This is a genomic window from Streptacidiphilus sp. EB103A (assembly GCF_041261405.1).
Classification (GTDB): Bacteria; Actinomycetota; Actinomycetes; order Streptomycetales; family Streptomycetaceae; genus Streptacidiphilus.
Map to the genome: position 1 here is coordinate 200,109 of NZ_JBGCAQ010000007.1, position 12,149 is coordinate 212,257.

13 protein-coding genes are annotated in these 12,149 nt (G+C 68.4%); 10 read left to right on the forward strand and 3 right to left on the reverse strand.

The features are described 5' to 3' along the window. The first annotated feature begins 74 nt into the window (after window positions 1-74). The 5 genes from ABH941_RS13805 to ABH941_RS13825 all read left to right on the forward strand — a co-directional run bounded on the left by ABH941_RS13805 (window position 75) and on the right by ABH941_RS13825 (window position 5,041). Window positions 75-1,169, forward strand: coding sequence for an LLM class flavin-dependent oxidoreductase (locus tag ABH941_RS13805; protein ID WP_370129314.1), 1,095 nt, complete (start codon window positions 75-77; stop codon window positions 1,167-1,169). Window positions 1,170-1,192: 23 nt separating this feature from the next. Next, window positions 1,193-1,378, forward strand: a complete 186-nt coding sequence (locus ABH941_RS13810) for a hypothetical protein (protein WP_370129315.1) — start codon at window positions 1,193-1,195, stop codon at window positions 1,376-1,378. Between the two features lie 42 nt (window positions 1,379-1,420). Beyond that, window positions 1,421-2,998, forward strand: a complete 1,578-nt coding sequence (locus tag ABH941_RS13815) for a recombinase family protein (protein WP_370129316.1) — start codon at window positions 1,421-1,423, stop codon at window positions 2,996-2,998. Window positions 2,999-3,402: 404 nt separating this feature from the next. Next, the gene (locus ABH941_RS13820) at window positions 3,403-4,122 is read left to right on the forward strand and encodes a hypothetical protein (RefSeq protein ID WP_370129318.1); all 720 of its coding nucleotides are present in this window, start codon (window positions 3,403-3,405) and stop codon (window positions 4,120-4,122) included. 349 nt (window positions 4,123-4,471) lie between these two features. After that, on the forward strand, window positions 4,472-5,041 hold the full coding sequence (locus tag ABH941_RS13825; RefSeq protein WP_370129319.1) for a recombinase family protein: 570 nt from the start codon (window positions 4,472-4,474) through the stop codon (window positions 5,039-5,041). Between the two features lie 268 nt (window positions 5,042-5,309). Here ABH941_RS13825 and ABH941_RS13830 read toward each other — a convergent pair whose 3' ends face one another. Continuing rightward, window positions 5,310-5,954, reverse strand: coding sequence for a helix-turn-helix transcriptional regulator (locus ABH941_RS13830; RefSeq protein ID WP_370129320.1), 645 nt, complete (start codon window positions 5,952-5,954; stop codon window positions 5,310-5,312). Between the two features lie 546 nt (window positions 5,955-6,500). Between ABH941_RS13830 and ABH941_RS13835 the strand changes: the two genes are divergently transcribed. The 4 genes from ABH941_RS13835 (at window position 6,501) to ABH941_RS13850 (ending at window position 9,186) form a co-directional block, all read left to right on the forward strand. Next, window positions 6,501-6,701, forward strand: a complete 201-nt coding sequence (locus ABH941_RS13835; RefSeq protein ID WP_370129321.1) for a hypothetical protein — start codon at window positions 6,501-6,503, stop codon at window positions 6,699-6,701. Window positions 6,702-6,763: 62 nt separating this feature from the next. Beyond that, window positions 6,764-6,895: a hypothetical protein gene (locus ABH941_RS13840; protein WP_370129322.1), complete on the forward strand. Its 132-nt coding sequence runs from the start codon at window positions 6,764-6,766 to the stop codon at window positions 6,893-6,895. Between the two features lie 100 nt (window positions 6,896-6,995). Continuing rightward, complete coding sequence (locus tag ABH941_RS13845; RefSeq protein ID WP_370129324.1) at window positions 6,996-7,766, forward strand: 1-aminocyclopropane-1-carboxylate deaminase/D-cysteine desulfhydrase; 771 nt, start codon at window positions 6,996-6,998, stop codon at window positions 7,764-7,766. A gap of 214 nt (window positions 7,767-7,980) precedes the next feature. Further along, window positions 7,981-9,186: a carbohydrate-binding protein gene (locus ABH941_RS13850; protein WP_370129489.1), complete on the forward strand. Its 1,206-nt coding sequence runs from the start codon at window positions 7,981-7,983 to the stop codon at window positions 9,184-9,186. Window positions 9,187-9,258: 72 nt separating this feature from the next. On the opposite strand, the gene ABH941_RS13855 is transcribed toward ABH941_RS13850, so the two are convergent. Further along, window positions 9,259-9,513: an acyl-CoA carboxylase epsilon subunit gene (locus ABH941_RS13855; RefSeq protein WP_370129325.1), complete on the reverse strand. Its 255-nt coding sequence runs from the start codon at window positions 9,511-9,513 to the stop codon at window positions 9,259-9,261. Between the two features lie 15 nt (window positions 9,514-9,528). Then, window positions 9,529-11,121, reverse strand: a complete 1,593-nt coding sequence (locus tag ABH941_RS13860; protein ID WP_370129326.1) for an acyl-CoA carboxylase subunit beta — start codon at window positions 11,119-11,121, stop codon at window positions 9,529-9,531. A 280-nt stretch (window positions 11,122-11,401) separates the two neighbouring features. Here ABH941_RS13860 and ABH941_RS13865 point away from each other — a divergent pair, with 280 nt between their 5' ends. After that, complete coding sequence (locus tag ABH941_RS13865) at window positions 11,402-12,070, forward strand: hypothetical protein (RefSeq protein ID WP_370129327.1); 669 nt, start codon at window positions 11,402-11,404, stop codon at window positions 12,068-12,070. Window positions 12,071-12,149 lie beyond the last annotated feature (79 nt).

A 12,149-nucleotide genomic window follows, 5' to 3' on the forward strand; every position in this document is an offset into this window, starting at 1 on the left:
GTTGGCCCCTGTGGAGGCAGTCCGCAGACGGCCTGCAGTCGTACGCCCTCAGCCGCACCCGTAGGAGCACCGCAGTGAGTCAGCAGCCGGAGTCCGCAGTCGCCACCCTCGCCGCGCAGATCCCCGGGCCGCCGCGCGGGCGCGCCGAGACGCCGCTGTCGATTCTGGACCTGGCCACCGTCGGCGCCGGGTACACCCCCACCCAGGCGCTGGCCGCCACCACCGAGCTCGCGCGCAAGGCCGAGACCTGGGGGTTCCACCGCTTCTGGGTCGCCGAGCACCACGGTATGCCGGGGGTGGCCAGCTCCGCGCCGGCCGTGCTGCTGGCGCATCTGGCCGCCGCGACCACCACGATCCGGCTGGGTTCCGGCGGGGTGATGCTGCCCAACCACGCTCCGCTGGTGATCGCCGAGCAGTTCGGCACCCTGCACGCGTTGCACCCCGGGCGGATCGACCTCGGTCTCGGCCGGGCCCCCGGCACCGACCCGGCGACGGCCAGGGCGCTGCGGCGCGGCGTGCTGGACGAGACGGCCGACGAGTTCCCCCTGCAGCTCAGCGAGCTGACCCGGTTCCTGGACGCCGACTTCCCGGCCGGTCACCCGTACCAGCGGCTGCGGGCCGTGCCCGGGGAGGCGAGCGCTCCCGGCGGAGGCCGTCCGCCGATCTGGCTGCTGGGCTCGTCCGGCTTCAGCGCCCAGCTGGCCGGGCGGCTGGGCCTGCCGTTCGCCTTCGCGCACCACTTCAGCGCCGGGAACACCGTCCCCGCGCTGGAGCTGTACCGGGACTCGTTCCGCCCCTCGGAGGTGCTGGACGAGCCGTACACCCTGATCGGAGTGGGCGCCGTGGCGGCCGACAGCGAGGAGCAGGCGCGGCGGCTGGCCGGGTCGGGCGCGCTGGCGATGCTGCGGCTGCGGCGCGGGCAGCCCGCGCTGGTGCCGACGCCCGAGGAGGCCGAGGCGCACCCGTACACCCCGGCCGAGCGAGAGTTCCTCGACGCCTGGCTGTCGAACGTGGTCCTGGGCGGCCCCGACCAGGTCCGCGACGGGCTGCTGGAGCTGCGCAAGCGCACCGGCGCCGACGAACTGATGATCACCAGCAACATCCACGGTCATGAGGCACGGCACCGCTCCTACGAGTTGATCGCACAGGCGTACGGGCTGCTGGGGTGAGCTCGGCGAGTCCGGCGAGGCCGGTGAGTCCAACGGGCCCGTCGCGCCGGGCCGATCCGGCCCGGCCGCCGTCCCCGCTGCAGGAACTGGCGGACGAGCGGCTGGCGGCGGCCGGGGTGCGGCTGCTGCTGAAGCGCGACGATCTGCTGCACCCCTCGGTCCCCGAGAGTAAACCCACTGGTGTTAGTCGGTCTGACCAGCACGGATAGCCGCTGATCAGACCGGAAACACCCTCATCTAGGGTGGCTCTCGTGATCAGCAAGGCGATCGACCCCGCGAAGCTCTGTGACCTCTACCTGCGACGGAGCACGCTGCAAGACAACAAGGACACTCTCCGGGCACATGAACGTGACCTCCGCTCCCGCGCCGCACGGGAAGGGTTGACGGTCCGGGAGGTCTGGACTGACGAGGTGTCGGCGTTCAAGGCCGGGGTGATCCGGGAGAACTTCGACAACGCCATTGCTGCCGTGGTCGCCGGAAAGGTCCGTCACCTGCTGGTCTGGAAGCTCGACAGGCTCAGCCGGAAGGGCATGAAGCAGGTCGGGGATGTGCTGGAGACGTTCGAGAGCAAGGGCGCACGGCTGCTCGCGCACATGGACGGGTTGGACAGCAGCGTTCCGCAGCATCGCGGGTTGTTCGCTTGGCTCGCTGAGCAGGCGCGTGCCGAGTCGTACAACACCAGCGTCCGGACACGGGCGACCAAGGCTGAGAAGAAGCGTCAGGGAGCATGGCCGGGCGGACAGCCTCCCTACGGGCTGCGCGTGCTCAACGGGAAGAAGTGCACGGAGCACAACCCCAAGGAGTACGAGACGGCACGCCGGATAGCTGACGCGCTGCTTGCTGGCGAGTCTGCCGCTTCCATAGCCGAGAAGCTCAACGCCGACACGCTGACGACTCGGAGGGGCGGCAAGTGGCGCTCTACGTCGATCACCCAGCTTGCCCACTCCCCGGCTTGGGCAGGGCTTATGCCCCAACACGAGCGCTACACCGACGACCAGGGGCGCGAGCGCTGGAGGCCGACCGACGAACCGCTGATAGGCGACGACGGACAGCCCGTCAGGGTCGGAGCGGGTGTGATCACCACGGGCGAGCGAGCACGCATCCTGGCGGGGCTCCGCTCCCGTACATCGGAGTCGCTGGCCAACGGTCGACGTGGGAAGCCCGCTGCTCAGTCGCTGCTCTCGGGGCTCCTCAAGTGCGGGCGGTGCGGGGGGAACATGACCAAGGCGGGTCCGCAGTACCGGTGCTATCGGCGGGTGAACCTCGGCAAGTCGGCCTGTCAGGGCATGGCGGTGCTGGTCACCGAGACGGACAACGCGATGGCAACGGCGTTCGTCGGGCGCATCCCAGCGCTGGAGGACGATGACGACACGTTGGCGGAACTTGCCGTCCGCTGGTTGGCGGTGGACGACCCAGAGAAGGACGCACGCCGTATTGAGCTGACCCTTGCCGTACAGGACGCACAGACCCGCTTGGACGACTTGGACGCCGCGAACTACGTACATGGTCGGTTCAAGGGGGCCGCGCGACAGCACCAGTACGACACCATGCGGGACGCGATAGATGCTCAACTCCAGTCGTTCACAACAGAGTTGGAAGCAATCACGGGAGCACTGGACATCACCGTGCTTCGGAACGGGGAGATGCTGGCCTCCGCATGGGAGAACGCCGACCAAGAGCAGGCGCGGATGCTGCTCCGCGTCGTCCTCCACTCGGTGACGGTGCTCCCGCCACGTGGGCAGGGCTGCAAGGACCCTGTGCTCACGCGCTTCCGCTGTCATTGGGTCGGGGAGCAGCCTGAGCCCCTGACGCCCCACGTGCCCCGCTAGCGGGCTCTCGCACACCCCCTCGCCCCGGTGGACTCCCGAGCCTGCCGGGGCTCTCTCGTGCCCGCGCACGGGGTCGCTGACGGCTCTCCATCACCCCACCGGGGCCACCTGCGCGCCGACCGACAGCACCCCTGTGACGAAGTGGCTCGATCGCCAGGGCTCTGACCTGCAAGGATGGTGAACGTGACGCAGTGGAGCACATTTCGGATTCGCGCTCTACAGCGGAAAGGATATAGGGGGTCTCTGTTCACCTAATGTCGGTCCCACCTGGGAGGATAGGTAGCGACAGATGCCCCCAGTGGGTGTAGTTCACTCCCCGCTGGTCACCTGACTGGCCAGTGACCTGCAAGGCAGCGGGGCGAGTGGCTTCGAGAAGCGATTTCAAGGGGTTTGGGAACTTGGGGATGTACATCGACAATGAGCAGGCGTACGCGGCTCTTGCCGTCGCTGCCGAGCACGCCGACAAGGCGGGGGTGCCAGTGCCCTTCCTGTGGGACGGCTCGGAGTGGACGACACGCACGGGCGAGCGTCGGGACATTCCGCTGATCCGCCGTGACATGGGCGGGTGGCTGGCCGGGCTGGCTGGCGCGCTGGAGCGGCTTCCCAGTGCTTCGGCTCGGGCGGCGGAACTGCGTGCGCAAGCGACACGGGAAAACCTCCGCATCGTTCTCGGCGAAGTGGAGGGCGATAAGGCGGAGTACGTGCGCACTGACGTCGAGATGCTGAGGGTGGAGGCCGACCTCGTGGAGCGAGGGGAGCTTGGGAAGGTGCCGGACCTTTGGCGGGAGATCGACCCGATCAAGAGCGTGGCGACTGAAGTCCTCACCGCCTCGAACGCTCGTGCAATCCAACTTCTGTCGCTGGCTTCGCAGTTCGACGCTTTCCGCGCTCCGATGCGTGATCCTGCCGATTGGGTGCGCGATCTCGGCACTGCTCCCCGCACGGAGCACGTTCGTACGGCACTGGTGTGGGATGCGTTCGTGGTCGCTGAGCCGGGGTTGTCCGGATCACTCGGCGAGCGTGCCGGTAAGCGGGCGCTGTTCGCTGCCATGGACAAGCGTTTCGGTGCGCGCAAGAAGCTTGCAGGGTATGAGGGTTGGCGTGGGGTGGCACTTCCTGCGTGACGGTCGGCGGGACGGTGGGGAGTGACCCTGTGGGTAAGGGTTCGCTCCCCGCTGTGTGTACGGGTTCCGACCCCCGTAGCAGAGAGGGATCGGAGGGATGCCCCCCACCCGCTATTTCGCGGCGATGCGCGTGGGGCTGGGGGCTGGGTCCGGAAGGCGCTCGCGCCCGGACTTTCACCCACCCCCGGTGCATGACTGTGCGTGAGCGGCGCAGCGCCGTCTATCAAACGATGGTTTGTGAGACGCCGTGGCCAGAGTGCCGAGAGGGGCAGGATTGGCGTTCAAAACCCGTCTCAAAACCTTCCCGAAGCCCCTACCTTTCTGAGACGGGTTCTGAGACGATCTACCCATGACGACGACACAGCACCTCATCGGTTACAAGCGGGTCAGCACCAGCGCTCAGGATGCGAAGCTTCAGGCGGATGCCCTGGCAGAGTCCGGGTGCTTCAAGGTGTTCGAGGACAAGGCTTCCGGCAAGAGCGCCGACCGTGCTGGCCTGATGGCTGCTATGGAGTACCTGCGGGAGGGCGACACCCTTTGCGTGTGGAAGCTTGACCGGCTCGGGCGCTCGACTAAGGACGTGCTGGTGATCGCTGAGGATCTGCACGCCCGTGGGATCTCGCTGCGCATCCTCACGGGGACGTTGGCCGGTAGCTACTCGCCGTCGGGTGAGGGCAAGTTCTTCTTCACCATGATGGTTGCGTTTGCCGAGTTGGAACGGGACATGATCGTTGAGCGCACCCGCGCCGGACTCGCTGCCGCCAAGGCTAAGGGCCGGACTGGTGGACGACCGACCGTCATGGACGCCGACAAGCTGACCGTGGCCAAGGCACGACGTGCCAAGGGCGAGAGCGTGACGGCCATTGCCAAGGCTCTCGGAGTCAGCAGGGCGACGCTGTACCGGGCGCTGGAGGAGTAGGAGCAGCAGATCAGCACAAGAGCCCTTGTCGCCACTGACAGGGGCTCTCAGTGCGTTCCGGGGTGGGTCCATCTCCAAGCACACGCGACATAGAGACCCTGCCCCATGGCTGTGCGCACCGTCGCGAAATGGGGACCCGGATTTCCATGATCCAGTTGCTACGTGCTAGGCCGGGGGCGGGTCAATCTCTAGGCGTAGGCGGCAGGGAGACCCTGGCCCCATGCCCACGCACACCGCTGCGAAAATGGGACCGGGGGGTATGCCCGAACTACTCAGGAATCGGCGAACGGTCGTACTGGCCAAGGATCGTCGCTTCCGTGGACCCGTCCTTGAAGTCCAGTTCCCATGGCCCGGTATCGACCTCGAAGCCCTTGCCGAAGCCCACCCACTTGCCGACCATCCTCCGACCGGTGAGGTCCACAAGAAGCTGTAGAGCCCCGTGGTAGACGGCCCCTTGGTAGTACCCCGCCGCTGCTGTCTGCTCCGTCCATGTGCCAGTGGCGACCGTGCCGCGCAGCGTCAGTTCGAGGGAGACGGGCGAGTCATTCGACCCAGGCAGGCTCTCAGCCGTCAGCCTGTCGCCGGTCTGCCGGACAACAACGAAGTGATGACGAGTGACGCTGCCTCGCCCGGTGCTCTCGTAGGTGTAGCGGCTGTGCCAGACGCCGACGAGCGACAGCCCGTCCGCGCTGCTCTCAAGCGCCGTCAGCTCCTCAACGCTGAGCTGGAGAGCCTGGGCGATGAACGGCAGCCACTCACGGGGCGTACGCCGCCCCTTCTCGTAGCGGTACATCTCCTGTCGACCGAGGGCCTCCAGCCCGACACCAGCCCTGCGGCACGCCTCTGCCGCCAACCGTGCCTGACTCCAGCCGAGTTCCTGCCTCCGCTGGCGGATCCGCTCCCCGACGCTCATGTCCCCATTCTGGCCTACACGTGGCCTACAGACTGGCTTACAGCGGGTCTCTAGTGCACGAATCACCTGAACGGGACGCTGGAGGCATGGGCGAGCGTCAGGGAGGTGCAGCAGTGGGCACGGCGGCAAGAGAGACGTCCCATCAGGTCGGGGCGCTGCTCCGCGACACTCGGCGGGATCAAGTCGGCGTAGTCCAGGATCTCCATGCCGGACGGATCTACCTGCGTCCCCAGGGTGGCGGGCGCGAGTGGGAAGCAATGCCGGAGGATCTGGAATCGGCCGATAGGAACGCCCAACTACGGGCGAGGGTAGGGGAATTGAATGCAACAAGCAGTTGGGGGCGAGCGTGAGGGAAGAGACATCCGCGCACCGGTCCGGCTGCTGCAAGTACGACGACCACCCCGCCTTGCACGCTGCGTGTTCCGGCGAGTTCACCCGCTACCCGCTGACCAGCAGCCCGGAACGGCTCCGGTGCGCCTGTCCGTGCCATACGCCGGAAGGGGCGTACCTGCGACAGGGCACGCCGACGAGAGCAGGGGCGCGCTGATGGGCACCACCAAGGTTCAGCCCACGCACGCTCACGTGTTCTACGACAAGCAGGCGCGCATGTGGGGCGTAGCGCACGGAGAGCAGGAGAACCCCGGCTTCGTCGGCCCCGAACAGCGCTGGTTCAGCTTCAATGCCGCCTACGACACTGCGGAGAAGGTCAACCGGGAGCGTGGTCTCTCGCGCGTGATGCGGCCTTGAGCTGGTACGAGAATGAACACGAGGTGCGAATAGTCGTGGTCCAGGGCGAGTGCCAAGAGTGCGTGAACCTTCGCGGCGTGCGGGACCTGGCGGTCATGCTGGCCGAACCCGAAGAGGTGACGGCCGCACAGCGCCGGATCGAAGCGCACTTCGTCGGCGTGCTCCACCTGGGCGCACCGGGCATGGCCTGGTAGCCCCATAGACCGCCCCGGCTGTCCGCTGTCCCCGTGGCGGGTGGCTGGGGCCTCAATCCGCCGCTGATCTGCGAGTTTCGTCCCACATACACCAGTGACCATGTATCCTCCCGGCAACAAGTGGCGCAAGCTGCTGCCCAATCTCGCCGAGGCGCGGGCGGCCGGCCTGGACACCGTGCTGACCTTCGGCGGCGCCTACTCCAACCACCTCAGGGCGACCGCGGCCGCCGGACGGGAGTCCGGGCTGCGCACGGTCGGCGTGGTGCGCGGGGACGAGCTCGCCGACCGGCCGCTCAACCCGTCGCTGGCCCAGGCGGTGGCCTGGGGCATGGAACTGGACTTCATGGACCGGGCCACCTGGCGGCGCCGGATGTCCGCCGACGTGCTGGCGGCGCTGTTGGCGAAGCACGGCCCGGCCCTGGTCGTCCCCGAGGGCGGCAGCAATGCCGCCGGGGTACGCGGCTGCCGGCCGCTGGGACGGGAGCTGGCGGAGTCCGGGGCGGAGCTGGTCTGCGTCTCGGTCGGCACCGGCGGCACCCTCGCCGGACTGGCCGCCGGTCTGGCGCCGCGTCAGCAGGCGGTCGGCTACGCGGCGTTGGGGCATGCGCCGCTGGCGGACGAGACCGCTGCGCTGCAGCTGGAGGCCTTCGGGCGGCAGACCGCGAACTGGCGGATCGACACGGACCACACCTTCGGCGGCTACGGGCGCAGCACTCCGGAGTTGCGCGCCTTCACCGAGGACTTCCGTACCAGGCACGGGATCTCACTGGACGTCAGTTACGAGGCGAAGGCGCTGTACGGGATCTTCGCCGGCCTCGGCGCCGGGGCGTACCGCAGGGGTGCGACCATCGCCGTGGTCATCGCGGGCTGAGCTGGAGAACCGCGGTCGCCGACGGGTTCCTTAAGGGAACATTGGTCTAGTCCTAGGTCTAGGCCATCCTATTGACGACTGGTGGACACCTCCCCCAAGGTGGGCAGTGGTACAGACCATCCCTTCCTCTCCCCCACGAGGAGCCCAGGTGTTCCGCACATCCTCTTCCCGAGCCCTCGCCGCGGTCGCCGCGGCCGGGCTCGCCGCCACGGCGATGGTCGCCACAGGCGGCAGCAGTGCCCAGGCGAGCGTCACCCCTGCCGCCACCACAGCGCTCAGCAGCAACTGGTATGCAGCCGCGCCGTATCTGATGCCACTGGACAACAACCCGCCGAACCCGGTCGACGTGATGAACGCGACCGGACTGAAGGCCTTCCAGCTCGCCTTCATCCTCGCCCCCAGCGGCGGCGGCTGCACCCCGACCTGGGGCGGCACCACCGCGGTCTCCTCCGACACCGCCGTCGCCACGACGATCAGCAACATCCGCGCCGCCGGCGGCGACGTCTCCGTCTCCATCGGCGGCTACGGCGGCACCAAGCTCGGCCAGACCTGCGGTACCCCGGCCGCGACCGCCGCCGCGTACCAGCAGGTCATCACCAAGTACGGGCTGCACGCCATGGACTTCGACCTGGAGGAGCCGGAGTACGAGAACACGGCCGCCGTCGCCAACGAGATCGGCGCCGCCCAGATCCTGCAGCAGAACAACCCGGGCCTGTACATCTCCATCACCACCGCCGGCACCGCCGCGGGCACCGGCTGGTTCGGCACGCAGATGCTCAACCAGGCCAAGACGGACGGCTTCACCCCGAACAACTTCTCCATCATGCCGTTCGACGGCGGCTTCAACGGCGCCGCCTCGCAGATCTCGGCGCTGCAGGCGTTCAACACCCTGCTGATGAACACCTTCGGCTGGAGCTCGGCCACCGCGTACGCCCATGAGGGCATCTCGATGATGAACGGCCGCAGTGACAGCGGCGAGTACTTCTACCAGTCCGACTTCCAGTCGGTGCTGTCCTTCGCCACCAGCCACGGCCTGGCCCGGTACACCAACTGGTCGGTGAACCGCGACCGTCAGTGCACCCCGGCCGACAACAACGGCACGACCTCCGGGATCTGCAGCAGTGTGACGCAGGGCGCCTGGGACTTCACCAAGTACAGCGTGCAGTTCGCCGGCGCGACTCCCCCCACCAGCACGCCGACCACCGCCGCACCCACCACCGCCGCCCCGACGACCGCGGCGCCGACCACCGCCGCGCCGAGCAGCGGCAGTTGCACCGCGGCGGCGTGGAGCGCCACAGCCACCTACACCCAGGGCAACACGGTCAGCTACAACGGCCACACCTGGACCGCCAAGTGGTGGACCTACGGCGATGTTCCGGGCGGCGCGGCCGGAGTCTGGGCCGACAACGGCGCCTGCTGACAGATGCAGGAAGAATGACGCATGGCTGTGGGCGGGACCCGGAAGGGTCCCGCCCACAGCCATGACGTGATGTCAGCGGTGCCAGCTGACCGGCGAGTTGTAGCTCGGACGGCGCTCCGGGCGCTGCCACTGAGCCTGCGACCGACCGGCGACCGACGCGGCGCCCTTGGCCGCCTTCGACGAGGTGGCGGCGGCACGGGCCAGCAGCACGGCGGTCAGCGCGGCGAGCTCCTCGTCGGCGAGGGAGCCCTTGACGACGCGCACCAGCGGGTCGATCGAAGCGGTGGCCGTTACTGCGGCCGTGGCGGGTTCGAGGACAGTGGTCATGGCTGGTGCCTCCGGTTACTGGGGCGGGTTGCCGTGTTTGCGGGCGGGGAGGTCGGCGTGCTTGCTGCGGAGCATGTGCAGGGAGCGGATCAGGACCTGGCGGGTGGTGGCCGGGTCGATGACGTCGTCCACCAGGCCGCGTTCGGCGGCGTAGTAGGGGTGCATCAGCTCGTCCTTGTACTGCTTGACCATCTGCGCCCGCATCGCCTCGGGGTCATCGGCCTCGGCGATCTGACGGCGGAAGATCACGTTCGCCGCGCCCTCCGCGCCCATCACCGCGATCTCGTTGGTCGGCCAGGCGTAGGACAGGTCGGCCCCGACCGAGCGGGAGTCCATCACGATGTACGCCCCGCCGTACGCCTTGCGCAGGATCAGCTGGATCCGCGGCACCGTGGCATTGCAGTAGGCATAGAGGAGCTTCGCCCCGTGCCGGATGATGCCGCCGTGCTCCTGGTCCACCCCGGGCAGGAAGCCGGGCACGTCCAGCAGCGTCACCAGCGGAATGTTGAACGCGTCGCACATCTGCACGAAACGCGCCGCCTTCTCGCTGGCGTGGATGTCCAGCACCCCGGCCAGGGACTGCGGCTGGTTCGCCACGATCCCCACCACCTGACCGTCCAGCCGGGTCAGCGCCACGATCACATTGGTCGCCCAGCGCTCGTGGACCTCCATGTACTGACCCTCGTCGGCGATCTCCTCGATCACCTTCCGCATGTCGTAGGGGCGGTTGCCGTCGGCCGGCACCAGGTCCAGCAACGCCTCGCAGCGCCGGTCCACCGGATCCTCGGTCATCTCCGCCGGCGGGGTCTCCCGGTTGTTCTGCGGCAGCATCGACAGCAGGAACCGGACCTCCTCCAGGCAGCTGCGCTCGTCGTCGTAGGCGAAGTGCGAGACACCCGAGATCTCCGAGTGCACATCCGCCCCGCCCAGCCCGTTCTGCGAGATCTTCTCCCCGGTCACCGCCTGGACCACGTCCGGGCCGGTGATGAACATCTGCGAGGTCTCGCGGACCATGAACACGAAGTCGGTCAGCGCCGGACTGTAGGCCGCACCACCGGCGCACGGGCCGAGCATCACGCTGATCTGCGGGATGACGCCCGAGGCCCGGGTGTTGCGCTGGAAGATCCCGCCGTAGCCGGCCAGCGCGGTCACCCCTTCCTGGATCCGCGCACCGGCCCCGTCGTTCAAGGAGACCAGCGGCGCACCGGCGGCGATGGCCATGTCCATGATCTTGTGGATCTTCTGCGCATGCGCCTCCCCCAGCGCCCCGCCGAAGATCCGGAAGTCATGCGCGTACACGAACACCGGACGGCCGTGGACCGAACCCCACCCGGTGATCACACCGTCGCTGTAGGGCTTCTTCGCCTCCAGCCCGAACCCGGTGGCCCGGTGCCGACGAAGCGGCTCGACCTCATTGAAGGAACCATCGTCCAGCAGCAGCGCGATCCGCTCCCGGGCGGTCAGCTTGCCCTTGGCATGCTGCGCCTCGGTCGCCCGCTCACTCGGACCCGCCAGCACCTGCTCCCGGATGGCCTGCAGCTCGGCGACCCGTCCCCGGCTGTCGCCGCCGGTCAGGCCGGTCGCACGCGCCACATCCTGCTCGGTCATCGCAGAACCACCATCTCAGGAAATCTCCCAGTCTCTCGGGAACGGCCCGCCGCTGAGGAGGCGGACCAGCCCACTCTTCGACCCTACGAGCACGACCCCCACCGAGCAGGGGTCGATTTCGTACAACACATGACCCGAATAGCTGGCGGAGCCGGACAGGAGCCGCACCCGTACCGACCTGCGCCGACCTGGGTTCACGGTGCCGACCAGCGGTTCCTTGGCTATGAGGAAACCTTGGAAGGTTCATCCGGTTTTCACAAAACATCACTAGGGTGCCGCCATGCCCACTCCCAAGCCCACCGACATCCCGCAGCCCTCCGACCCCCGGAAGGACGACTCACCTGCGGTCGAGTCCCCTGCGACGCTGATCCTGAGCAAGGACGACAAGGAAAAGGAGACAGAGGCCGCCGAGCCCGAGTCGAAGACCTGGTCGCCCCGCCCCAACACCGTCCTCAGCCCCGAGGAGAAGGACCTTGAGGACCTCTCCGACGAGGAGCTCGAGGACCTCGCCTCCGGCGGCGTCTCCAAGGGGATCTTCGCCGGCGCGATGGCGATAGTCACCGCCGCCCTCGGCCTGGCCTCGGTCACCGGCACCTGGTTCGGCAACATCCTGCTCGCGCAGGCCCAGCTCCAGTCGCAGGTCGGCGCGACCGGCAAGAGCACCGCCACCCAGCTCGCCGAGGGCTACACCGGCCCCTGGCACAAGGTCGCCGAGATCAACGGCCTGGTCGCGACCATCGCCCTGGTCGTGGGCGCGCTGGTGCTGTTCTCCGGGCGCTACCTCACCGTCCGCCCGCTGCCGAACTGGGTCAAGACCGTCGCCTGGGGCGGCCTGGCGCTCGGCGTCATCGGCCTGTTCATCGCCTTCGGCATGCGCTTCGACTGGTGGACCTACCACATCGTGGTCCCCGCCACGACCAGCTCCTCCAGCACCAGCACCACCGGCTGACACCCGTCGGCCGCCCCAAGCCCCCGGACCCGCCCGCGCCCACCCTGCGCCGGCGGGTCCTCTGCGTCCGGGATGCCGT